The organism is Metabacillus bambusae, from assembly GCF_017497975.1.
GTDB lineage: Bacteria > Bacillota > Bacilli > Bacillales > Bacillaceae > Metabacillus > Metabacillus bambusae.
On record NZ_JAGDEL010000009.1, the window covers coordinates 151409 to 176174 of the forward strand.

At 37.1% G+C, this 24766-nt stretch carries 25 protein-coding genes; 18 read left to right on the forward strand and 7 right to left on the reverse strand.

Annotated features, from left to right (window positions below):
* The first annotated feature begins 4 nt into the window (after nt 1–4).
* The 7 genes from I7822_RS13745 (at nt 5) to I7822_RS13775 (ending at nt 7528) form a co-directional block, all read left to right on the forward strand.
* Nucleotides 5–1213, forward strand: a complete 1209-nt coding sequence (locus I7822_RS13745) for an MFS transporter (protein WP_207979081.1) — start codon at nt 5–7, stop codon at nt 1211–1213.
* Between the two features lie 146 nt (nt 1214–1359).
* Nucleotides 1360–2109: an oxygen-insensitive NADPH nitroreductase gene (gene nfsA, locus I7822_RS13750; RefSeq protein ID WP_207979083.1), complete on the forward strand. Its 750-nt coding sequence runs from the start codon at nt 1360–1362 to the stop codon at nt 2107–2109.
* A 129-nt stretch (nt 2110–2238) separates the two neighbouring features.
* Entirely contained in the window at nt 2239–3111 is an 873-nt protein-coding gene (locus tag I7822_RS30465; RefSeq protein ID WP_207979085.1) for an ABC transporter permease subunit, read from the forward strand.
* A complete protein-coding gene (locus tag I7822_RS13760; RefSeq protein ID WP_207979087.1) occupies nt 3108–4124 on the forward strand; it encodes an ABC transporter permease in 1017 nt (338 codons plus the stop codon). The genes I7822_RS30465 and I7822_RS13760 overlap by 4 nt, the downstream gene beginning before the upstream one ends.
* 31 nt (nt 4125–4155) lie before the next feature.
* Nucleotides 4156–5460, forward strand: a complete 1305-nt coding sequence (locus I7822_RS13765; RefSeq protein ID WP_207979089.1) for a TolB-like translocation protein — start codon at nt 4156–4158, stop codon at nt 5458–5460.
* 826 nt (nt 5461–6286) lie between these two features.
* Nucleotides 6287–7198 (forward strand): NAD(P)/FAD-dependent oxidoreductase, encoded by a 912-nt coding sequence (locus tag I7822_RS13770; RefSeq protein WP_243459456.1) that lies wholly within the window; start codon nt 6287–6289, stop codon nt 7196–7198.
* Nucleotides 7199–7273: 75 nt separating this feature from the next.
* Nucleotides 7274–7528, forward strand: a complete 255-nt coding sequence (locus I7822_RS13775) for a hypothetical protein (protein ID WP_207979091.1) — start codon at nt 7274–7276, stop codon at nt 7526–7528.
* Between the two features lie 169 nt (nt 7529–7697).
* Here the strand turns inward: I7822_RS13775 and I7822_RS13780 are convergent, their stop codons facing one another.
* Complete coding sequence (locus I7822_RS13780) at nt 7698–8543, reverse strand: AraC family transcriptional regulator (RefSeq protein ID WP_207979093.1); 846 nt, start codon at nt 8541–8543, stop codon at nt 7698–7700.
* A 269-nt stretch (nt 8544–8812) separates the two neighbouring features.
* Between I7822_RS13780 and I7822_RS13785 the strand changes: the two genes are divergently transcribed.
* From I7822_RS13785 to I7822_RS13800, 4 genes are all read left to right on the forward strand, one after another.
* Nucleotides 8813–9982, forward strand: coding sequence for a galactokinase (locus I7822_RS13785; RefSeq protein WP_207979095.1), 1170 nt, complete (start codon nt 8813–8815; stop codon nt 9980–9982).
* A gap of 18 nt (nt 9983–10000) precedes the next feature.
* Complete coding sequence (gene galE / locus I7822_RS13790; RefSeq protein ID WP_207979097.1) at nt 10001–10990, forward strand: UDP-glucose 4-epimerase GalE; 990 nt, start codon at nt 10001–10003, stop codon at nt 10988–10990.
* Nucleotides 10991–11249: 259 nt separating this feature from the next.
* The gene (gene galT / locus I7822_RS13795) at nt 11250–12776 is read left to right on the forward strand and encodes a UDP-glucose--hexose-1-phosphate uridylyltransferase (RefSeq protein ID WP_372442162.1); all 1527 of its coding nucleotides are present in this window, start codon (nt 11250–11252) and stop codon (nt 12774–12776) included.
* A 413-nt stretch (nt 12777–13189) separates the two neighbouring features.
* Nucleotides 13190–13747 (forward strand): HPP family protein, encoded by a 558-nt coding sequence (locus I7822_RS13800; protein ID WP_207979101.1) that lies wholly within the window; start codon nt 13190–13192, stop codon nt 13745–13747.
* 199 nt (nt 13748–13946) lie between these two features.
* Here I7822_RS13800 and I7822_RS13805 read toward each other — a convergent pair whose 3' ends face one another.
* Nucleotides 13947–14261 (reverse strand): YflT domain-containing protein, encoded by a 315-nt coding sequence (locus tag I7822_RS13805; RefSeq protein ID WP_243459457.1) that lies wholly within the window; start codon nt 14259–14261, stop codon nt 13947–13949.
* Nucleotides 14262–14419: 158 nt separating this feature from the next.
* On the opposite strand from I7822_RS13805, the gene I7822_RS13810 reads away from it, so the two are divergent.
* The 5 genes from I7822_RS13810 (at nt 14420) to I7822_RS13830 (ending at nt 17550) form a co-directional block, all read left to right on the forward strand.
* Nucleotides 14420–15229: a glycosyltransferase family 2 protein gene (locus tag I7822_RS13810; protein ID WP_207979103.1), complete on the forward strand. Its 810-nt coding sequence runs from the start codon at nt 14420–14422 to the stop codon at nt 15227–15229.
* Nucleotides 15230–15234: 5 nt separating this feature from the next.
* Nucleotides 15235–15912 carry a uracil-DNA glycosylase gene (locus tag I7822_RS13815; RefSeq protein WP_207979105.1) on the forward strand — a complete coding sequence of 226 codons (678 nt, stop codon included), beginning with the start codon at nt 15235–15237 and terminating at the stop codon, nt 15910–15912.
* Nucleotides 15913–16137: 225 nt separating this feature from the next.
* The gene (locus I7822_RS13820) at nt 16138–16440 is read left to right on the forward strand and encodes a YwdI family protein (protein ID WP_207979106.1); all 303 of its coding nucleotides are present in this window, start codon (nt 16138–16140) and stop codon (nt 16438–16440) included.
* A gap of 112 nt (nt 16441–16552) precedes the next feature.
* A complete protein-coding gene (locus I7822_RS13825) occupies nt 16553–16852 on the forward strand; it encodes a hypothetical protein (RefSeq protein ID WP_243459458.1) in 300 nt (99 codons plus the stop codon).
* A gap of 326 nt (nt 16853–17178) precedes the next feature.
* Nucleotides 17179–17550 carry a DUF423 domain-containing protein gene (locus I7822_RS13830; protein ID WP_066338153.1) on the forward strand — a complete coding sequence of 124 codons (372 nt, stop codon included), beginning with the start codon at nt 17179–17181 and terminating at the stop codon, nt 17548–17550.
* Nucleotides 17551–17592: 42 nt separating this feature from the next.
* On the opposite strand, the gene gerQ is transcribed toward I7822_RS13830, so the two are convergent.
* Nucleotides 17593–18087 (reverse strand): spore coat protein GerQ, encoded by a 495-nt coding sequence (gene gerQ / locus I7822_RS13835; protein ID WP_372442158.1) that lies wholly within the window; start codon nt 18085–18087, stop codon nt 17593–17595.
* Between the two features lie 332 nt (nt 18088–18419).
* Between gerQ and I7822_RS13840 the strand changes: the two genes are divergently transcribed.
* On the forward strand, nt 18420–18893 hold the full coding sequence (locus I7822_RS13840; protein WP_207979108.1) for a GNAT family N-acetyltransferase: 474 nt from the start codon (nt 18420–18422) through the stop codon (nt 18891–18893).
* 120 nt (nt 18894–19013) lie between these two features.
* Here I7822_RS13840 and hemQ read toward each other — a convergent pair whose 3' ends face one another.
* Complete coding sequence (gene hemQ / locus I7822_RS13845) at nt 19014–19766, reverse strand: hydrogen peroxide-dependent heme synthase (RefSeq protein ID WP_207979110.1); 753 nt, start codon at nt 19764–19766, stop codon at nt 19014–19016.
* 304 nt (nt 19767–20070) lie between these two features.
* On the opposite strand from hemQ, the gene pta reads away from it, so the two are divergent.
* Nucleotides 20071–21039, forward strand: a complete 969-nt coding sequence (gene pta / locus I7822_RS13850; protein ID WP_207979112.1) for a phosphate acetyltransferase — start codon at nt 20071–20073, stop codon at nt 21037–21039.
* A 127-nt stretch (nt 21040–21166) separates the two neighbouring features.
* On the opposite strand, the gene I7822_RS13855 is transcribed toward pta, so the two are convergent.
* The 3 genes from I7822_RS13855 to I7822_RS13865 form a co-directional block, all read right to left on the reverse strand.
* Entirely contained in the window at nt 21167–22381 is a 1215-nt protein-coding gene (locus I7822_RS13855; protein WP_207979114.1) for a Ger(x)C family spore germination protein, read from the reverse strand.
* A gap of 64 nt (nt 22382–22445) precedes the next feature.
* Nucleotides 22446–23651, reverse strand: a complete 1206-nt coding sequence (locus I7822_RS13860; protein ID WP_207979116.1) for a Ger(x)C family spore germination protein — start codon at nt 23649–23651, stop codon at nt 22446–22448.
* On the reverse strand, nt 23648–24739 hold the full coding sequence (locus I7822_RS13865) for a spore germination protein (RefSeq protein WP_207979118.1): 1092 nt from the start codon (nt 24737–24739) through the stop codon (nt 23648–23650). The genes I7822_RS13860 and I7822_RS13865 overlap by 4 nt, the downstream gene beginning before the upstream one ends.
* Between the last annotated feature and the right edge of the window lie 27 nt (nt 24740–24766).

A 24766-nucleotide genomic window follows, 5' to 3' on the forward strand; every position in this document is an offset into this window, starting at 1 on the left:
TTGAATGAAGACAACGAAAGAAATATCTAGAAAAAAATTACTTGGTATTGCCGGCTTAGGCTGGATGTTTGATGCAATGGACGTAGGAATTCTTTCATTTATTATTGCTGCTTTGCAAAAAGAATGGAACTTAACTACTTCGGAAATGGGTTGGATTGGTAGTGTCAATTCAATTGGTATGGCTGTCGGTGCGTTAGTATTTGGCTTAATGGCAGATCGAGTTGGGAGAAAGCGTGTGTTTATCATCACACTCCTTCTTTTCTCAGTGGGAAGTGGTTTATCAGCCTTTACAACCTCTTTAGCACTATTTTTAATTTTGCGCTTCATCATTGGGATGGGATTAGGTGGAGAGCTACCGGTTGCATCTACACTTGTTTCAGAAAGTGTACCAGCCCATGAACGTGGAAGAGTTGTGGTGTTATTGGAAAGCTTTTGGGCAGGTGGGTGGCTAATTGCAGCACTTATTTCCTACTTTGTTATTCCTAGCTACGGTTGGCAAGCAGCGTTATTATTAAGTGCCCTTCCAGCCTTCTATGCTTTATATTTACGTATGAAACTACCTGACTCACCACGTTTTCAAGCAATAAATGTGTCTAAACAAAAGGAATCTCCTTTAAAGAAAATCGCAAAAGTATGGGCAAAGCCTTATGTTAAGCAAACGATCATGCTTTGGATCCTATGGTTTTGTGTTGTTTTCTCTTATTATGGAATGTTTCTTTGGTTGCCAAGCGTGATGGTTATGAAAGGCTTTAGTCTCATCAAAAGCTTTCAATATGTATTAATCATGACACTTGCACAACTGCCTGGTTACTTTTTAGCAGCGTATTTAATCGAGCGAGCAGGACGGAAATTTGTGTTAATTACCTTTTTAGTTGGAACAGCGGTCAGTGCCTATTTCTTTGGAAATGCAGAGACACTCCCATTATTGCTTACGTCAGGTATCTTTTTATCCTTTTTTAACCTGGGAGCATGGGGTGCGCTATACGCGTACACACCTGAGCATTATCCAACAGAGGTCCGTGGTACAGGCTCGGGCTTAGCTGCCTCATTCGGGAGAGTTGGAGGAATCCTAGGTCCGTTAACAGTTGGTTATTTAGTTACAGCAGATGTACCGATCCATACAATCTTTTTTATATTTGCAGTCTCGATTTTAATTGGTGCCCTTGCTGTATTATTACTTGGTGAGGAAACAAAACAAAAAGAGCTAGTATAAGTGATAACCACTATGTAGAGATTAGTTAAAAGCTAATCTCTATTTTTGTATGAAGGAAGCGACTGAACTCGTTTAAAGCATTATCAATGCCAAAAAAGAATTGAATAGGTATGCTAGAACTAGTTTAACAAAAGGAGGATAAAGCTTTGAATAAGGTTATTGAAACAATACTTGATCACCGCTCGATTAGAAAATTTGAAGATAAATTATTGACAGACGTGCAAATAAAAACAATTGTCCAAAGTGCCCAAGCAGCCTCGACTTCAAGCTTTGTGCAAGCATACTCAATTATCGGGGTAAAGGATAAGCAGAAAAAGGCTCGGTTAGCTGAACTTGCTGGCGGCCAAACATATGTAGCTGAAAATGGTCATTTTTTTGTATTTTGTGCAGACCTCTATCGTCATCAAGTAATCGCAGAAACAAATGATCAGGATGCGGGGGAGGTATTAGAAAGTACGGAGAAGTTTATGGTAGCTGTAATTGATGCTACTCTTGCTGCGCAAAATGCAGTGCTTGCAGCTGAGTCGATGGGGCTTGGCGCCGTGTATATAGGCGGCTTAAGGAATCAGCTAAATGAGGTATGTGATGTGTTAAAAACGCCAGCTCGAGTTCTACCGCTATTTGGAGTTGCGGTTGGTTATCCAGTGCATAAGCCTGATCAAAAGCAAAGATTGCCGATAGAGCATATATATCATGAAGATGAATATGAGCAAGATAAAGCAGAGTATTTGGCACAGCTAGAACAATATGATCAAGCGATTTCAACCTATTATGAAAAACGAACAAATGGGCAAAGAAAGGATACGTGGACTGGTCAGATGGCGGGTTTATTAGCTAGACCAACAAGAATGTATATGAAGGAATTTGTCGAGAATAAAGGGTTTAATAAACGATAACACAAAAGGTCTGATTAAACAGGCCTTTTTTTATGATCAAAATGACACCATTCTTTAAAACAACAGTCCAACATTTTACAAATATAGTATAATTGGTGAAAATAATGCATTATGTATGGGGGTGGAATAGTGAAAAAAATCGCGGTAATCTTTCTACAGTTCATAACTGCCTGTACCTGCATCATTGTATTTGGAGCACTGCCATCATTATTTGTTGCAACAGACACAGGGGAAAACCATTTTTATTTATTCATCGAGACAATAAAGAGGGTCATATATAGTCTCATCCATTTTGATCAGATGACCTTTCTAATAAACGGGGAGGAATATAAGGTATATCCATTTATAGTAGAGGGTGCATTTTATTCGTTAACTCTCATATTTTCTGCTTTAGTGTTAGCATACATAGCTTCGATCCTATTAACAGTTGGGACGATGCAATTCCCAAAATGGCTTAGAGATAAAATTAAAATGATCATTTTTTTCATTGAGTCATTACCTGATATTCTTGTTGTGCTATTGTTACAACTTTTCATTATTACAATTTTTAAAAAGACGGATGTGTTACTAATGAAGGTTGTGACAGTTGGCGATTCACGTGCCTATTTATTACCTATCATTTGTTTAGCTATGCTACCAACTATTCAACTTTATCGAATAACACTTCATTTATATGAAGAAGAATTATTGAAGGATTATGTTTTACTAGGAAAAGCTAAGGGGTTAAAGTACACTTTCCTATTAATCATCCATATGTTAAGAAATACGGTAATCTCATTATTTTTCCATTTGAAAAAGACGATATGGTTTATGCTTTCTACGTTAGTTGTTGTTGAGCTCTTATTTGGTATTTTTGGGATAACCCATTATTTAACCAACTATATGATCCCTGAGATCTTTACCTTTATTCTGCTGTTTATTTTTGTACCAATCTTTATCTTTTATCACTTTGTGAAATGGATTCTTGATTTAACGATCAAAGGTGGTGAAACCTTATCATGATAAGGCTATTTAAAAATCCTTTCTTTTTAATAGGATTTTTATTTGTTATGGGTCTGTTAAGTACTAGCTTTATTTATTCGGAGATTGTCGATCATAAGGTTCACCAAATTTATCATATATTTGGTGAAGGAAATGAACTTATCGATTCTGCGCCAATAGCACCTAGAAAAGAAGTTCCTCTTGGTACAGACAAATTAGGCTATGATATGTTAAGCAAAATACTAATAGGTGCGAAATTTACGATCATTGCAGCATTTGTTATAGCAGCACTGCGCATGATAATCTCAATTCCACTCGGCTTAGCTTTAGGCTCCTATCTTTCGAGGATACAAAAGTTTGTGAATAGCTTAGTTGATGTCTTTCACTTTATCCCGTTAACGATTATTGCTTTATATTTACTGAGCCCAGTTCTTATTCAATATCCAGGTGCTGTTACATACTCCTTAATAGAGCGAATGACCATTGAAGTTGTCGTGCTAACATTATTAACCATCCCCATTTTAACAGTCCTAATAGGCAACGAAACAAGTGAGTTATTCAAAAGTGAGTTCGTATTAAGTGCAAGAACATTAGGGGGGACTCGGCTTCATATCTTGATAAAGCATATTTTCCCTCTGTTAAAGACTCGATTTTTGATTCTTTTTGGACAACAATTTGTGCAAACATTACTTGTTATGGCACACCTTGGATTGTTTAATCTGTACTTTGGGGGGACGTTAATGTCCGATCCAGGTGCATTAGAGGGTGATCCGCCACAATCATTAACAAATGAATGGTCTGGCTTGATTGGTGGAACAAAAATTTTTCTGCAATGGGCTCCATGGATTCCATTAACACCAATTGTCTGTTTTGCGCTAACGATTCTCGCAGTTACATTCATGGTTGAAGGGTATTCAAGAGTGACAACAGGAAGACCGGTTTATTTTAAGAGAAAAAAGGTAGATAGTAAATCAATGAAAAATGAAGTTAAAACTAAATCAATCGATTTTACATTTCTTAATAAAACTTCATAATTTAGTCAAAATCTAAAAGGAGGTTAATACGTTGCAAAGAAAGCGACTACTACTATTGTTTATGGTCATTAGTTTGGGACTTCTGATCTCATCCATTCTTTATAGCATTTTTCATGAGCGTGATCCATACAAATACCACACAGGCTTAGGGAGTGAGCTTGCTATTTCTCCAAATGATGAAAAGCTAGCTTTCTCTTACTACCTAGATGGGAATGAAGCCATTTATACGGCAAACCCTGATGGAACCGAAATAACGAAAATCAGTAAAGCGGACGAAGGTAGAGTCCATACACCACGATTTTCTTTTGACGGAAAGAAGGTCGCCTATTTAAAGGAAAACAGTGAGGGTATTCAGTCACTAATGATAATGGATGCCGATGGAAGCAACAGCAAGCAGCTGACAGAGGAAAGTCTGCATGTATCTGATGCCGTTATTTCTCCAGTGGGTGATACCATTTATTACATCGCCATGCCTGCTGAGGACTATAAAAAGGCTGAAGGTGAAACGAAAGAAGGCTATGACTTATTTGCCGTAAGCATGAATGGAAAAGAAGGAATGCAATTAACAAACAAAGATCATTTTTCAATGAATAACCTTTCCGTCTCGAATGATGGACAACAGTTGTTTTATAGCTTATTTGAAACGAAAGAAGAGCTATATGCTTTTACAATTAATGAGAAGAAGGAATTGAAGGTAGGGGCAGCCGCAGGAATAAGTGATGATATGTATTCAGCCGTATTCTCACAAGATAAAAAACTCCTTGCGTTTACTGCTGTTTCGGAGGAATCGAAAAACAGCTCATTATTTGAATATGAGTTATATTTGAGGAATACTGAATCAAATGAAACAAAACAACTCACACATTTAAAAAAGAATGTTCAGTCACCCGTCTTTTTTCATCATACAAATAACATTGCTTTTCTTGAATATAAAAACTGGCCAGGTGATCCAGAACAATATCAACTTATGACCGTTTCAATCGAAGGGGAGGAACCTGTACCCATTGATCTAGAGCTACCAGCATCTGAAGAAAATCATTGGTTTATAAAGACAGTTGATTTTTTACTAAGTGATGCAGCAATAGCCGTTTATTATGTCCTATTCTTAGGTGGGATCACCGTTTATTTACAACGGAATTCAGGCAAAGTCTTTTTACCTGCATACATCAGCATTGGTCTTGCTGTACTGATTTTTATTAGTAGCTTTGTAATAGGTGCCATGACAAATCCATGGTTTGGGATAGGTTTAGCAATGGTTGCTATAACAGTATTCATATGCTCTATATTACTTTTAGTGTTTGCTTTTATTGTAAAAAGAATTGTAAAGCCATTCTGACAGGGGTCGCTCAAATATGACATTTGAGCGGCCTTTTATTTTTTGTTTTCTATGGATGTGATGTTGGTGTTTCAAAAAGTGGAAGTGGTTCAATCTTCTAAAAAATAGGTGTAATTAATGCAACAAGGGGTTCAATTCTCGAGAAAAGAGATTCAATAAATTACAAAGATGGTTCAATCGAAAAATTTGAACAGTGGCTGATTGACGTCTAAAGTGGGGCAACCAATAAACTTGCTCCAACTTATGTATTCGTAGCATCAGCTGATTCAAGATTTGTGATTGACAGGTACTCAATATAAACGGTGGACAATACCATTCACTATCATTCGACATATATCTTCCATTACGAGAAAGTTATCTAAAAAATAATGTCTTTTTATGAATAAATAGTGAAAATGGTGACGAACGTCCTGTGTATAACCTGTGAATAGTGGGTAAAAGTCCTAATATATATTGTGGCGAACATGTGTACCCGCACAAAATGTGGATAGAAATTGTGGATATGTTGATAACTTTTGTGGATAACGTGTTGTTATCTGAAAAATCGGTTGTTAATATCTAAATTTTTAAAGCATATAAGTGTAAAACCATTTAGTATAATGAAATTTTAAGAGTTTTTAGTTAAGTTACCCACAATTGAAAATAAATTTTAATGGGGTGGCTTAAGTCCAGTTCCTTTTTTTGTGTATGAATAAAAGGAGAAGAAAACTTCTACACGAGTGACTAATTTTCCAGGAGTGTAAATAGAGACTCTTTCTTAAATCATGAATGATGCCATTCATTTTGACACAATCTAATTTGAACGAATAAAAAAGGACGTGTAAGAATGGCGAAGAATATGTATGAATGCATCATTGTTGGGGCAGGTATTGCTGGATTGCAGGCTGCCATTCAGCTTGGAAGGTATATGCATAATGTGCTTGTAATCGATAGTCATAATGGAAGGTCTAATCTTTGTCGGGGGTATCATAATATCCTTGGCTGGCCTAATGGAGTAAGTGGACAAACCCTTAGGGAGTTAGGTCAAAAACAGGCAAAAAGCCTTGGGATCGAATTTATCAATGATCTTGTGATTGAGGCAGAAAAACATGACAAGGAGATTTTACTTCGAACAAAGCAAGGAACGGAGTATAAAACAAAAACCTTGTTAATTTCGACTGGGATAAAAGATCGGATTCCAACTATCAAGGATATCGAACCATGCTTAGGGATATCGATATATGTTTGCCCTGATTGTGATGGGTATGAGGTAAGGGATAAGCATGTTTTATTATTAGGGTCAGGTAGTACTGGAGCAAATCTTGCTTTAACATTAACTTATTGGACAAACCGAATTACTTTTATTAATCATGATTCAAAGGAACTTGAACTAGATATCAAGGATAAGCTTAAGCAAAACAATATTACGATCATAAACGAACAAATTGAAGCAGTAATAGCTGAAAATGAGTCATCATTTAAGGGTGTTAAGCTGAACAACGGTCAAACGGTTAGTGGAGATAGAGGATTTATCGGATTTGGCGGCAATCTTGTTCACTCTGAGTTAGCAAAGCAACTAGGAGTCGAGTTGCTAGAAAATAAGCATGTCCTAGTAGATCCGAGAACAAAGGAAACAAATATTACAAATGTGTGGGCTGCTGGTGATGTTGTTGCCCATTCAGAACAGGTTACAATTGCTATGGCTGATGGATGCCAGGCAGCAATCTGGATCCACAAACGACTTTTGAAGGGTACATAATAAAGTACGTTTTTATCTTAATCCCTTCGTCTTGTATGATAGTATACAAGTAGATAATAAAAGGGAGCGGAGGCCATGAAAAAAGAAATCGAAGAGCTGTACAATGAAGTGTACGAAACGATTGCAGACTACCATCTCAAATCACTCCAATATGCAAAACAGCTTTCAGAAAAGCCTGGAAGTCAGCGTGAGGAAGAGACTGAAAAGCTAGAGCGTATTGAATTTGCTCTGCAAGCTGCAAAGGATATTTTAGAAAATATGATGACCCCTGGGACAACCATGACAATCATGCATCAGAAAGGCTCGATACAGATTGATTTGAATAAATGAAGGAATGAAAGTATAGAAAGGATAAACTTTTTGTACTTAGTATTGGTGTCTAGCTCCAGCGCCTAGACCCTCGGGGGTATAAGCCACTCATGAATCGAAGACAATGAACGTCTTCTATTTCTGAGCGTCTTATGCTTGTCGGGTTTGATCAAGGCGCCCTGAGCTTTTCTCATTTCCCCTGCCTAATCTCTCCAGGTGATTTACCCATAAGCTTGCGCGTTACTTTGTTTAAATAATTCGCATTTTTATAGCCAACTAATTGAGCAATTTCGTCAACCGAGTATTTCGTGTGTTGCAGAAGCTCAATCGATTTTTGCAGGCGAATATTTGTTAAATATTGAATAGGTGTTATGCCTGTTTCTTTTTTAAAAGTCCGTGTAAAGTGATATTTCGATAATTGTGAAGCATCAGCCATTTCTTCTGCCCCAATATCATCTTGATAGTAATTTCTTGCAAATAATGCCGCACTAATGACACCCTCTGACCAATCTTCCATTAGCTTATCACTATTTGAAAGATAGACATATAGCTCCATAATGAAATTGTAGGCTATGCTTGAACCTTCGTATGCATTGGTGATTTTTTTTTCTTTCGCAGCATCATAGATTTGTTTAACTAGCTTGATCGGAGTAGATTCAGGATGAAAACGCACAACTTGATTTGCAGAGTTTTTCACAAAATTCCAGCAGCGCTTTGCTTCATTTCCGTAAAGAGTTAAATAGATAAATTCCCACTTCACCGAATCCTTAGGTAAATAATAATGATAGTTACTTGGGCTGCTAACAATAAATGCATGTCCTGCTTTTACTTGATGAATCTTTCCATCAATATTGATTTCACCATGTCCTGATAAAGTATATTGGAAGATATACTTTTCTTGATCCTTTCTCTCAGTTCCACTCCAATTATAAAGCGAAGAATGTTGCTCGTCCCATCCTACTGACCATATTTGGGCTACGTGATTGACATGTTGATCTGTAAACCGAAATGCGATGGCTCCAGTTTTCTTATCCATAGCAAAATAATCCCCTTTTTCTACCCTTTTTCTGAGCGCTGAAGCAAAAAAAGGGTGATTGTATAAAGTTGTTCTATTTTATAAGGTTATTAAACAATGATTTACTTAAGAGTGAAAGCAAACTTGAGCAAATATGTGCTAATTTCTCAATTTAATTTTACCATTGTAACGAGTGAGAAGGAAATTTACAATTATAACTAATAAAGGATAATGATCTAGAAAAAAAAGGATAGTCTCTACTAAATAAGATATAATGAAGGGTGATTTTCATGCGGGAACAAATGATGGATCAATTTACAAAGCTATTTAACACAGGTAATGACGTTCGAACCTTTTTTGCACCTGGTCGAGTGAATTTAATTGGAGAGCACACTGATTATAATGGTGGTCATGTATTTCCTTGTGCACTAACATTTGGGACTTACGCTTTGGTAGCATTAAGAAATGATCAAAAGATCCAAATGCATTCAATGAACTTCCCTGATGTTGGCATCATTTCTTTTTCAATTGATGAAGGGCTAGCCTTTAAGAAAGAACATGATTGGGCAAATTATCCAAAGGGTGTTATAAAGGAATTTGTTGATAAAGGTGTAAACTTAGATCAGGGCTTTGATGTATTATTCTATGGCAATATTCCAAATGGAGCAGGTTTATCCTCCTCTGCCTCAATCGAACTTGCTACAGCTGTTATCCTACAAGGTATTTATGAAACAAACTTCTCAACTGTTGAACTTGTAAAAATGAGTCAGCATGCTGAAAATGAATTTATCGGGGTAAGCTGTGGAATTATGGATCAATTTGCGATTGGGATGGGCAAGGAAAATAATGCGATATTATTGAATTGTCAAACCTTAGAGTATAAATATAGTCCGATCCTGCTTAAGGATGCATCTCTTGTCATAGCAAATACAAATAAACGTAGAACACTAGCGGATTCAAAATATAATGAACGACGTTCTGAATGTGAGCGTGCTCTAGAGGATTTACAAAAGGAGCTTCCAATTCAATCATTAGGAGATTTAACACCAGAGCAATTTGAGGGCAATAGCCATTTCATTCGTAATGACATTGATCGAAAGCGTGCAAAGCATGCTGTTTATGAAAATGCGCGTACCATTCAAGCGGTAGAGAAGCTCCAAGAAGGAGATATAGCGAGCTTTGGGAAGCTAATGTGTGATTCTCATACTTCGTTAAGAGATGACTATGAAGTAACAGGTTTTGAATTAGATACATTGGTTGAAGCTGCGATGAATCAGTCTGGTGTCATTGGTTCGCGAATGACTGGAGCAGGCTTTGGTGGTTGTACAGTATCAATTGTTGAAAATGATAAGATAGAGGCGTTTATTGAAGAAGTAGGAAAAAGCTACAATGAAAAAACAGGCTTAACAGCCGAATTTTATGTAGCCAATGTAGGCGATGGCGCAAAAGAGATAAAATGATAAATTGGAGGTAAAAGCATGGCAGTATTAGTATGTGGTGGAGCAGGTTATATCGGAAGTCACACAGTATCAGAGCTTTTAGATCGTAATGAAGAGGTTATTGTTGTTGATAATCTTCAAAAAGGCCATAAACCAGCTGTTTTAGAAGGTGCAAAGCTTTATTCAGGGGATTTACGTGATGAAGTTTTCCTAAAAAATGTTTTTAAAGAAAATGAGATTGAAGCAGTCATTCATTTTGCAGCAGATTCACTTGTTGGTGAAAGTGTTGAGAAGCCTCTTCAATACTATGATAACAATGTATATGGAACAATGTGTCTTTTAAAGGTCATGACAGAATTCGGTGTTAAGAAAATTGTCTTTTCTTCAACAGCAGCAACTTATGGAGAGGCAGAAAATATTCCAATTTTAGAAACTGACCCAACTGTTCCAACAAATCCATATGGAGAAACAAAACTTGCCGTTGAAAAAATGCTGAAATGGAGTCAGCAAGCATATGGACTGAATTATGTTGTTCTTCGATACTTTAATGTTGCTGGTGCACATATGGAAGGAAAGCTTGGGGAAGATCATCAGCCTGAAACACATTTAATCCCGATCATTTTACAAGTAGCACTAGGAGATCGCGAAAAAATCATGATTTTCGGTGATGATTATAACACAGTTGACGGTACTTGTATTCGTGATTATATTCACGTAACAGACTTGGCTGATGCGCATATCTTAGCAATCGATAAGCTTCGTAAAGATAACGAAAGTGCTACCTATAACCTAGGGAATGGAAATGGCTTTTCTGTTAAAGAAGTCATCGAGACAGCAAGAAAGGTAACAGGTCATCCAATTCCAGCAGAAGTAGCACCTCGTCGTGCAGGCGATCCAGCAATCTTAATCGCTTCATCTGAAAAAGCAATCAATGAGCTTGGCTGGAAACCGAAATATGCTGATCTTCACACGATGATTGAGAGTGCTTGGAACTGGTTCCAAAAGCATCCAAGCGGTTACGAAAAATAAGGTTATACTAAAAAAGGGAATAGCGGGTATATTGTTAATACTTGCTATTTCCAAATTTTTGAAGATAAGGCTCTGTTAAAGCTCACTATTGATTTTGGCACTTTGTTGATTGGAACGTATACGTGAGACTCCTGCGGGAGGCTCACGGACCGCCCGAGAAAAGCGAACGCCTGCAGCGGAAATCAACAACCAAGTATAACAGAACCAAAGATGAAAAAGCTCATGCTTGTAAATGCCACGAGGGGATGATTATATGTCTATCAATATATATCTAGAAATCGAACGACTGCTGCAATTCGGACGTAAAAAGCAACTCATTTCAGAGTGGGACGTAGATTTAACTCGTAACAAGCTTCTAGAAGTTTTACAATTAAATGATTTTAAAGCGGTTACGGTAGAAGACGAGGAGCTTTCCTCACCTGTTCCTATATTAGAGAATATTCTGGATTGGGCTGTCCTGAATGAACGTTTACTCGAAAACACTGTAACCTATCGTGATTTACTCGATACAAAGCTAATGGGATGTCTTGTTCAATCACAAGGTGAAATCATTCGAAACTTTCAAACGACTGTTGACCAATATGGACCAGAAAAAGCAACAGGGGCCTTTTACCAGTTTTCGCAAGATGTTCATTATATACGAACAGATCGTATCGCTAAAAATGAAAAATGGCTTGCTAAAACTGAATATGGTGACCTACAGATGACAATTAACTTGTCTAAACCTGAGAAGGACCCTGTTGCCATTGCAGCTGCTCGTAACTTACAAAAAAGTGAGTATCCAACATGTCTGCTTTGTAAGGAGAATGTGGGCTATGCTGGACGCCTAGATCACCCAGCAAGACAGAATCATCGCATTATCCCGGTAAGCTTAAATGATGAACAGTGGTTTTTTCAGTTTTCTCCGTATGTGTATTACAATGAACATGCGATTGTCTTTTCAGGAGAGCATAAACCGATGAAGATCTCCAAGGAAAGTTTTACGAAGCTACTTCATTTCGTTGAGCAGTATCCTCACTATTTTCTTGGTTCTAATGCTGATTTACCAATTGTAGGTGGCTCAATTTTAAGTCACGATCACTTCCAGGGTGGGCATCATACCTTTCCAATGGAGGTTGCAGAGGTTGAATACTCCTTCAAGCTAGACAAATATTCAAGCGTTGAGTTAGGAATTGTAAAATGGCCAATGTCTGTGTTGAGACTGCAAGGAACGAATCAGCAGGATCTGATCAATGCAGCAGATGAAATTTTGCAGGAATGGAAGAATTATAGTGATGAATCAGTTGAGATTTTAGCCTTTTCTGGGGAAACTCCGCATAATACAATTACTCCGATCGCAAGAAGAAGAGGAAATCTGTTTGAACTTGATTTAGTGCTACGTAATAACCGAACAAATGATGAACACCCATTTGGGATTTATCATCCACATCAAGAGGTTCATCATATTAAAAAAGAGAACATTGGTTTAATTGAGGTAATGGGCTTAGCTGTATTACCTGGCAGACTACTAGATGAACTAAAAAAATTAGCCGATGTCCTTGGTGAAGATAAGGAAATGTCTATTATTTTAGATGATCCTGACTTAAACAAACACTATGACTGGGCAACACGTATGAAAAAGAAATACCCAAATTTGGATCAAACAAATAGCTATCAACTATTGCTAGAAGAAGTAGGCCAAGTGTTTGCGACAATTTTGGAGCATGCCGGTGTATTTAAACGCGACAAATCAGGTCAACAAGGCTTTTTGCGTTTTATTGAAGAGCTTCAGAAAAAAATAAACTAAAGTGAATTTGCTAGTATAAGATAATTGTATAGTGGTGATAATGTTAGTAATCCCCCCCTAATCTTTATATAATGTATGGCCTCCTTACCTGTAAGGAGGCATTTTTTTGTCGTTTAGGAAATTATAAAATTCTTGAACTGTGGATAAGCGCACGACATCCAGCTCCAGCGCCCAGCGACTAGTGGACTCCCCTCACCTCTGTACGATAAGTCAACATCGACGCTTGCGCTTTTGTTCTTTAGGAAGAAAAATGGTTCAATCATACTGGAGCGCTTACATTTTATAGAGGGAAAAAGAAGTATAATTTTTACCTCTTTTCTCTTTATTTTGACGTAAGGATCATTTACAATAAAATTTATCTGTAAGAAACACTTACAAACTAATTGCAATTTCGTATAGTGTAGGGGGATCTAATGAATATCGAAAAAATGAGGAGAACCGAGGTTAGCTCATTACCTCTTGGGTTCGGTACATATATAAAAAAAATGAAGGGTGAAGCCACGTTTAAATCCAACTTAAACTATGTGGATTTAATGATTTCAGCAGTCGGTGGTCTTGTTGCGATGAGCATTATTAGTATGATTGCCATATCTCTTGGCTATCCTATGGTTCTTGGTCCAATTGGAGCTAGCTGTTTATTAATCTTCGGGGCACATAATGGTCCATTTTCACAACCACGACATATCATCGGTGGTCATTTCATTGCAACCTTTGCATCTCTTGCGATATGGGATATGTTCGGTCGGAGTTTTTTGACTATTGGGATAACTTTAGCTGTCGCGATTATCATAATGTTCTTAACGAACACGATTCATCCTCCAGCTGCGGCAAGTGCTATTGTCGCAATAAATACTGGAGCAGGCTGGGGATTAATGCTAAGTATTTTATTGTGTAGTGTACTTTTAGTCTTAATGTCCTTACTTTATAATAATTTATTTCAATCAAGACAATATCCTAAGCACTGGATATAAGAAAGGCTGCCTAATGGCAGCCTTAACTCTAGCAAAAAAAATAAAACTCTAGTACTGTGGATAGTCGCTTTGACATCCAGCTCCAGCGCCTAGACCCTCTTGGTTCTACAGCCACTCATGAATTGAAGGTAAAAAACACCTTCTATTCATGAGCGTCTTATTTGCCCGAGGCTGTTCAAGGCGCTTGCGCTTTTGTTCATTACTGTGTAACAATAACAACCTTACCTTCGTCCAATTCTTCCTCAAGTCGCATAGCTTCAGTATCGCTAACACCTAATGATGTCATTCTTGCACGAAGCTCGTCACCACGTGAACGGAACGCATTCGCCATCTTATCAAAAAGACCTTCTTCTTTTAAGCCGATATTATTTGTGTCCGTATTCTCTGTTAAATGCTTGGAGCGAGTTGTATCATGAGCAAATAAATAGATGTCATCCTTTGTAAATCCTTGAACTTCTAAGTTTCTAATTGTTTCTGTAGCATGTACACCATTTTCAACAACATATGTTTTCATGATCTTTTCATCTCCTTTTTGTTGATAGTTTGATAATACCCTCCTGTTTTAACAGAAAACCTTGTGAAGAAAAAATGAGAAGAAAGTCATATGTAATCTTTTCCTATAAAAACTGCTATTCACTTTGTTAAAATAAAGATAGACCTGAGGTGATACTTATGAAAATATCAATTGTCATTGCAACCTATAATAGGATAACAGAACTAGCAGAGCTTCTAGAATCGATCCATAAGCAAACTGTTGCACCGTATGAAATTATTATCGTAAATGATGCAGGAGAAACGATCACACCATTAGTCGAGTTATATAAGGAAATGCCGATTAAGGCGATTGAGCTAGAGGAAAATGTTAAGCATGTTCACGCTAGAAATATTGGTGTAAATTATGTAACAGGTGATGTAATTATGCTCTGTGATGACGATGATTTCTTAACAGAAAACCATATCAAGCAAATACAAAATGAACTAAAGACCGCAGACTTTGTTTATTCTGATGCAGAAATTGTCAGCTTTGAAACGAAAAAGAATATGCGTTTTCCTTTGGCTAGACGTACATTCGCATATCATTATGATCTCCAAGCGATGAGGGAATTTTCAACCTATATTCCATCAGGCAGTGCTTATAAGAAAGAACTCCATGATCAAATTGGTTTATTTGACCCTGAGGTGCATAACTATTGGGATTGGGACTTTTTCTTACGAGCTGCTAAAGTATGTCGTGTCAAAAGAATGCCGATAGCAAGTGTCATCTATGCATTTGCCGAAAATGGAAATAATCAATCAGCAGACCTAACCAATAACAGAAAATACTATTTAGACAAATTATGTGATAAGCATCAATTAGGAGACTTACCGACGAAAAACTTTTTTGTGCTTTTAGAAGAGCCTGCAATGAAGGAACGTGAAGCAGACACAGAGATTGTTTGGGATGGCAAACCTCTTCGTTCACGAATAGTAGAACAGGAGTGAAACAGGTGAAGCAATTAGTAAAGAATGATTGGTCAAACTTATTAAATGATCAATTTGAACAACCATATTTTAAACAACTCACACAATTTTTACACGAACAATATAACGAAGAAACCGTTTTTCCAAATCGTGAGCATATTTTCGAAGCGTTGAATAAAACTCCTTATGAGGCTGTAAAAGCAGTTATATTGGGACAAGATCCATACCATGGTGACGGACAAGCTCAGGGCTTAAGCTTTTCTGTTCAGCCAGATGTAAAGCTTCCCCCCTCACTTCGGAATATTTTTATTGAGCTCCAAGAAGATATAAGCTGTAATCCACCTGCGAATGGTTCATTATTAAAATGGGCAAATGAAGGTGTATTGTTATTAAACACAGTACTAACTGTTAAAAAAGGTGTAGCTAATTCCCATAAAGGTCAAGGCTGGGAACAATTCACAGATGAAATCATCAAACGATTGAACAAGCGTGAACAACCGATTGTTTTTATTTTATGGGGAAAACATGCTGGGGAGAAGAAGCGATTTATTACATCGCCTCAACATCTAATAATCGAGTCTCCACATCCTAGCCCATTCTCAGCTAGAAAAGGTTTTTTTGGAAGTAAACCATTCTCTAAAACAAATGATTATTTAAAACAGTGTAAAGTGAAAGAAATTGATTGGTGCTTAGATGAGAGTTAGTTTTTCATAAAGGAGTTAAAAAATAAGTGAAAGAGGCAACAGTAAATTGCATAAAGTGTAAGCATTTTTATGTCACATGGGACGCCAAGTTTCCCAATGGTTGTCGTGCATACGGATTTAAATCAGCAAGTAGACCAGCCATTATGGTAATGAAATCCTCAGGTATCACCTGCCTTAAATATGAACAGAAGTCAAATAAGCCTTAAACCGGAGGAGGTACTAACATTGAATATTCATGTGTCAAAGCTCCTTCAAAAAATGGAGGAAGAGCTAGATAAAGCGAAAAAAAGCGATACAGATAAAGAATTGAGAGAAAAGCTAGTTGTGATCAAATCTCTATGTGAAGTTATACTGGATGAAAAGTCGAGTTCTTTAAACATACCTTCACCTACTTCAAATGAAATTAATCAAGCAGAGCTTCAAAAAATGATGGGAAATATGTCAACAGCTGTTAAACAACAACCGACAATTTCATCTACACCATTCAAGGAAAGTGATGCAAACGGTGATTCACTTTTTGATTTTTAAGTTCCTGGAATAATCGTGTTGCCATAACATAGGCAAACGCTCCAAAGAAATCCATCATATTATAACCTAATCAGGACACAATGATAGTAAATATTCATTGGAGGTTATTAATATGGCATACGATGATTTGTTTAATATGGGGAGAGGTAGATTTGATATGGGTTTGTTTAATGACCAGTCAAATACAAAACTATCCCATGACAGATATGATGTTTATGTAAACCAGGACTACATTGGTCAAAAGTATTTATTAAGTGCACAGGAATCTGTCCAAGATATTGACGATTTTTTAAGGAACGAAGGCTATAGCAACTTTCAATCATATTTAGATGGTGACCATTATTATATTAAAGCAGTCAATAACGAGCACGATGTAGCAAATGTATTGAAGGTTTATTTACAAAATCGGTAGGAGCCATGTGATGTGGCTCTTTTTCTGTTCGAAAAAGTAGTGATTCAAAAGTGAAGAAGAGTGGTTCAAACCTCAGTCTTAATGATTCAAAAACATAAAAGAGTGGTTTAATTAACGAAGAAAGTGGTTCAATTCTCATTAATAGTGGTTCAATAGCAAGATAAAACAATCCAATTCCCAGAAAAAAAGCTTCCAACCAAATCATCTCGCTGTTGCAAAATCCTCAATGGTTAATAAATCGTCAAAAATACCTCAATTAAACAAGTTGAAAAGACAAAATAGTAGGGTAAGATGGAAGAGGAACAAATAAGGGAGGTAGGATAGATATGAAGCTTTTTCTTATTTTAGGAGCGATTAATGCTTTTTTAGCTGTTGCATTAGGGGCATTTGGTGCACATGGATTAGAGGGAAAAATACCCGAAAAGTACATAAAGACGTGGCAAACCGGTGTAACCTATCAAATGTTTCACGCAGGTGGATTATTTGTGATCGCCTTTTTAGTAGACAAATTGTCCAATGTTGGATTATTAACAACAGCGGGATGGTTGTTTTTAGTGGGGATCATTCTATTTTCAGGTAGCTTATATGTGTTAAGTGTGACACAAATTAGTGTTTTAGGAGCAATTACTCCTTTAGGTGGTCTCGCTTTTTTAGCTGGCTGGATTTTATTAGGATATGTCGCTATTCGATTTCTATAAAAGGGTTGAGGCTGACTCTAAAAGTCAGCCATCCTTTGAATGTTATCTTGGTGAATATGAAACTAAGCCTTGAATATCGTAATTTAATTCTTCATCAAATGTTACATAATCTAAATAAACCATTAATAATAAATAACGCATTCCAGTCTGAGGGTCGCTGAGGATGATATGATCACGACCTGCTGCCTCGATTACACCTTTAAACACCTTTGCATTCCACTCACGATTGTTTTCAAACGTCATATAAACAGTTGCCACTTTTCCGCGATTCAAACGTAAAATATTTTCAATATACGATTCTTCAATTGGTAGCATGCCAGGGATATTTTGAGATGGTGCTTGTTGTTGTGGCATTGGAGGTACTTGTAAACCAGGTTGAGCAAATTGACCTGGATATTGATATGTAGGATATGGTTGATATCCTGCACCTTGCTGCATTTGCATTGGTTGACCTGCTTGAGCTCCTTGAACACCTGGCATCCCCTGCATCCCCTGCATGTCATAGCCATAAGGTTGACCTTGAACTTTTTTTGCCATACTAGATTACCCTCCTCAAAAAGTTAGTAAACAACTGGACAATCAGATTGATTCTGCGAATAGAAGCAATCTGATTTATACCGGCCTGCATTCGATTGATTAAACCATTGTGCAGGACAATCTCCTGCAGGGAAAAACTATAAAGAATATTTTCGCGGAATGATGTCTTTGTCCCTAAATACACTTCCTTGAAAAATCGACTTCACTTTGCCTTGCTCCTTGATAAAAGATAGCCCTAGGGACTCCTTAAATCATTCTTTGCTCATTCATAGGTATGTAAAGGACAAACAACTTATGACTTTAATGAAAAAATAATCCATCGGAGGAATAAAATGCGGACAATAATATTTGAAGAAATAACAGATGAAAAGCTTACAATTGTTCAAGAAATTGTTCATTCTAATAACAGTTATAATCTTCTAGAAAATGGTCGAGAAACGCGAACAACCGAAGAGCTGAAAGAGGAGTTTCTAAATTCAAAAACAAAAAGCATGTTAATTAAATTAGACAATAGTTATATTGGAGTCATAGATTATTTGGATGAAAACCCAAAGGATGGCTTCCCTTGGTTAGGGCTGTTAATGATCCATAGAGATCAACAGGGAAAAGGTTATGCAAAGCTAGCATATGCTAAATATGAAGGTGAACTTCTACACACAGGTAAATCTGATGTACGTTTAGGGGTTTTAAAGGGAAATGCTAAAGCAAAGCAATTTTGGGAATCAGTAGGCTTTACTTATTATGAAACAAAGCGATTCAAGGATAATAAAGAAGTAGATTGTTATCAGAAGGTAATATTGAAATAGAAAAAACTGACTGTACCGTGTAAGCCTCTTTAGAATAAGGTTTATTGGTAGAGTCAGTTTTTAATTAAGGCTCTTTTCTAAGAGATTGTTGCTTTAAACCGAAAGCCTTAATTTTTATACTTAATTAACATAAAAGAAAGAATGCAGTTTAGAAGTACTTAAAAGGTTTCCGACAAAGAATGAACCAAATTCTCCGTAGCGAGCACTTACTTCATCAAAGCGCATTTCATAAACAAGCTTTTTAAATTGAAGAACATCGTCTGAGAAAAGAGTTACTCCCCATTCATAATCGTCAAAGCCAACTGAACCAGTAATAATCTGCTTCACTTTTCCAGCATAAGAACGACCGATTAGTCCGTGACTCTTCATTAAGCTACGGCGCTCATCCATTGAAAGAGAGTACCAATTGTCATTTCCTTGACGGCGTTTATCCATTGGATAGAAGCAAGAGTATTTAGATTGTGGCAGCTTTGGATACAATCTTGAGCGAACATGTGGGTTTTGGTATGGATCTTCATTGCTTTCCCCAGCCAAATAATTGCTTAGCTCGACAACAGAAACATATGAATAGGTAGGAATCGCATATTCAGCAAGCTTCGTTTTGTTAAACTCAAGCTCGATTTCATTAAGTTCCTCCATTGTTGGGCGTAGGATCATTAACATGAAGTCTGCCTTTTGACCAACAATTGAATAAAGAGTATGGCTTCCTTGCTCAGCATCCTCTGCTACATTCCACTTTTCAAGAAGTCCTAAAAATTCATGGATGGCAGCTTGACGCTCATCACTTGTTAAAAGCTTCCATGCTGACCAATCAATTGAACGGAAATCATGTAAACAATACCAACCATCTAGTGTTTGTGCTGCTTCACTCATATATATTCACTCCTATTTTGTAATTCGTTATGTACACTTTAACTATATCATAGTTTGTCCAACCAACCATGTGAATAAAACTTGAAAATTATCAGGTTAGATTTTGAGAAAAGGAGTATATTAACAAATTAGAATGACTTGTGAAAAGGTACCTTAATTTAGTATTGTGAATTTTTAGTTTATTTTGAAATTAAAAACTTTTAACGTGTAAGCGTTGTTACCCTGTGGAAATGTTTGAAATTAGTAATAAGTAGAGTATCCTAGTTGTAGAAGGAATAATATTCCCATTCAAGGAGGTTTTTTTGTGTCAGATTTATTTTCAACATTAAAAGAAAAAGTGAGCGGACAACAGATTAAAATTGTTTTCCCAGAAGGATTAGACGAGCGGATTTTAACTGCTGTTAGTAGATTAGCTAGTGAAGGTATCCTTCAACCAATTTTGATCGGAAACCAACAAGAAGTAACAAATAAAGCAAAAGAATTAAACGTAACATTAGATGGTGTGGAGATATATGATCCACATAGCTATGCTGAAATAGACCAGCTTGTTGCTGCATTTGTTGAACGACGTAAAGGGAAAGCAACAGAAGAGGATGCACGTAAAATTCTCTTAGATGAAAATTATTTCGGGACAATGCTAGTTCATCTTGAAAAAGCCCAGGGCCTTGTGAGTGGTGCTGCACACTCTACAGCAGATACAGTACGCCCTGCTCTACAAATCATTAAAACAAAAGAAGGAATTAAAAAGACTTCTGGCGTCTTCATTATGGTTCGTGATGATGAGAAATATGTATTTGCTGACTGTGCCATCAATATCGCACCAGATAGTCAAGATCTTGCTGAAATCGCCATTGCTAGTGCAGAAACAGCGAACATGTTTAATATTGACCCACGTGTTGCATTACTAAGCTTTTCAACGAAAGGTTCAGCGAAATCTCCTGAAACAGAAAAAGTTGCCCAAGCTGTCCAAATTGCAAAAGAGCTTAATCCAAGCTTAGTATTAGACGGAGAATTCCAATTTGATGCGGCGTTTGTACCTTCAGTCGCTGAAAAGAAAGCACCAGGCTCTGTTATAAAAGGTGATGCAAATGTATTCGTCTTCCCAAGCCTTGAAGCAGGAAACATCGGCTACAAAATTGCGCAGCGTTTAGGTAATTTTGAAGCAGTTGGTCCAATCCTACAGGGTTTAAATAAGCCTGTTAATGATTTATCACGTGGTTGTAATGCTGAAGATGTTTATAAATTAGCATTGATTACTGCTGCTCAAGCTTAATGGCAAAAGAGAGTGCCTCAAAACCAAAGGTTCAGCCCCCCAACACAATATATAGCTCCTTAACATTTTTTAACGATATATGTGATTGTTGGGAGGTGTCAGACCTTTTTGAGTCACCCTCTTATTTTTATTTTGATGGGTTTTCTTTGAATCCAAAATCCGTGATTGATATGTTCACATTATATTTGATTGGGATCTTGCTAAATGTTTTGTCCCAATCCTTTTTGCGTTTTTTCCATAGTTTAGGATGTTTTATTCTTAATTGGTTTCCGAAGCCGGCGACGTCAACTTTGTAATCATTTTGCATTTTATTTAATGCAAGATTTACAAGTCGATTCACTTCTTTTTCGGTGGATCTTTCAGCAAATTTTAAAAATGCTTGTTTAGATAATTTCTTTGAAACCACCCAATTTTCAGAGATTCGCCCAGTAGATTCAATGTTGACATCAAAAGAGATGTTATTTCCATCAACATGAGGTATGATTTTGCTTTTCATTGTCGTTACCTCGTACATGATTGGCTGACTTGTCTCTTTGTCTAAGCTTTTAACTATTCCGCCTTTTCCTTTTCCGGTTAGCCAGGTTAAGCCGTCCAATTCATCTTCATTAAAAAAACCTAGCAGCTTTTTAGTCTTTCCTTCAATAACAGCTGCTCCAGAAAATTTTACTTCTCCATTTGCTGAAATCACATTTTGCAAAAGAAAACTGTTGCCGGAATTCATTGTTCCTTCTATTTTTGCAAGGGTTATAGGAGGCAATATCCTTGTTGTTTTATATCCATTAGCTGAAATTCCTAGCAATCGAAACGATGGAATATCGACTGTATCTTTTGATTCAAGAGTTTGACTGGCTTGCCCTTTACTAATGAGCACAAGGCAGCTAGGTCTAATTTCATTATCCCGGAAAAATTGATCAAGTAATTGTTCCAAACTATGTTTGCTTGCAAGATCCTCTCCGATAACGATGACTTTTAGATGGGGACTGAACATGGGAGTATTCCTTCTCAAAGAAAATTCCCGAGTCATTTGATGTACGGAATCACCTGTTTCGGAGATATTCTCATATGGCTTTAGTTGTATTCCTTCTCCATTGCTCGCTGACTCTGTACTTTGTAGGTTTGCGAACTGATAGGTTAGCTTTATACAATCTCCTTTAAAGTATTCTCCTCCATATTCCCTAAAATCTTTTTCAATTGGTGGCTCTTTCCCTACATCTAATGCAAGACCTATACTTAAGCCTAAATCTTCAATTTCATTGCTGTTCCAGCATCCTGCTAGGAAAAGGAGCAATAGGACAGGAAGCGAAACCAAAAGGATTTCTGCATTTTTAAGGCTTTGCATCATGCTTTTCCCCCATCTTGTTTCAAGAAATGATTAAAAAATCGTGTCACATTTATTGTTTGATCGATCATCTGCTTATCTCTGATGTTCCATAGTCTGTTATCGTGATGTTCACGGTTGATTTGATCTGAACCTCACTAAATGTTTTATCCCAATCCATTTTAATGTTTTCCCATAATTTAGGATTTTTTATTCTTAATTGGTTTCCAAAGCCGGCTACATCGACTTGGTAATCTTCTTGCATTTTCTTTATGACAAGATTCACTAATCGATTGATTTCATCTTCAGTGGATTTTTCAGCCTTTTTTATAAATGTCTTCTCAGGTGTTTTCTCGGAAGTCACCCAATTTTCAGAGATGCGTCCTTCAGATTCAATATTGACATCGAAAGAGATGTTGCTTCCCTTAACATGAGGGATGATTTTGCTTTTCATTGACTCTATCTCGTATAAGATTGGCTGTTTTGTTTCTACATCGAAGGTTTTAACCAAACCACCTTTTCCCTTTCCGGTTAACCATGTTAAACCATCCAATTCTTCTTCATTCAAAAAACCAAGAAGCATCTTAGTCTTTCCTTCAATGACAGCCGCTCCTGCAAACTTTACTTCTCCACTTGAAGAGATGACATTTTGCAACAGAAAACTGGATCCAGATTGCATCTTGCTCGTTAATTTAGCAAGTGACAATGGGGGCAAAATCCTTGATGTTCGATATTCATTATCTACGATCCCAATCAAACGAAATGCGGGAATCTCAGTTGTATCATTTGATTCTAGTGTTTTGCTAGCTAGTCCCTTGCTAATAAGCACAAGGCAGCTTGGTCTAAAATCGTTATCACGTAGAGGAAAATCCAGTAATTGCTCTAAACTATATAATCGAACAAGCTCCTCATTGATAACAATCACTTTTAAGTGGTGGCCAATCGGGGGAGCATCTCTTCTCAATGATATTTCACGTACTGATTGAATGAGTGAATCACCAGTTTCAGAAATATTCTTATAAGGTTTTTGATTTGAGCCTCCACCTTTGCTAGCCTGTTCTGATGATGGTGGTGTAGCAATCTGATAGGTTGATGTAATCAGATCCTTTTTCGAATATCCCCCTCCTTGTTTTTTTAGCTCCTCCTCAATTGGTGACTCTGTTGCTATATCTAGCGCCAAACCGGATACGATGCCTAGGTCTTCAATTTCAAGGTTGCTCCAGCATCCAGTAAGGAGGAGAAGTAAAAATGTCGGCCAAACCAAAAGGAACCGCAGATCATGACGTATATTCATGATTTTTTCCCTCTCAATCGAGAAGCCAAGAGGAGAAGCATAGGAAGTAAGCCAAATAAATACAAGGCAATATTACCTAAGATATCCCCAAATTTAAACAGGTCGTTGATGTTTTTTGGAACCATGGCAATGAGATAAATAATGGGAAGCAAGCCGTAGATAAATCGATGAATATTTTTTTTTGAGAGCTGAGCAAGCCCTAAAGAAGCAGCGTAGTATGTAATTGTGAAGGTGGAAAATATTTGCATAATCCAAATCACTAACAACAACGACTCAAATCGCTCAAAGATCAAACCAGGGATTTCAAAACTACGAATAAGGTCAATGGATGGCCAGGTCCTTGTAATCACTCCATCAACGGATAACGCACCGATAACCATCACAACTGTGATCATATAAAAGGCTATAGGGATTGAAACACCAATCAGAACGGCTTTCACTGCTTTTTTTGGATGTTTCATAAACGCTGTTAGGAGCAGCATGATTTCAGGGCCAATGAATGCGAGAGATGTTGTCTTTATCCCTTTTAATACCGGCATAATTCCTAACCCTAATACCGGGCGTAAATTATTTAGTTCAAATAGTTTGAAACTCATCAAGGAAACCAGCAAAAAAATGATCACGGTAATTGGGAAAATAATTTCAAATAGACGAGCAATTGGATTAATACCTCCCAATATCAAATAGAGACCCACCCACATGAAGGGCATGATAATCGCCCAGGTAGGAGTGCCTTCTAACAACATGTAACCTGTGACTTCTGCTAGGGCTCTGACTTCAAATGCCGAAAGAGAAAAAAAGTAAACGATTAAAATCAGACAAAGGAATCCTCCTGCCCATTTTCCTATAATCTCCTGACTGTATTGATAAAACGTTTTTTCGGGAAATTGTTGACTTAATTTCACGATGATTACCCCTGCGATCATTGCGATCAGCCCGCCTATGAGAACGCTAATCCAAACATCTGGTGTTTTTACCTTCTCCACAGAGGTTCTTGGCAGGGTGAGAATCCCGGTAGCAAGTATATAATTAATGACGACGACAGCTGCTTGCGAAGTGGTAATTCGATCATTAGGACTGAGATTCATCCTTGCTTCACTTCCTTTCGTAGAAGG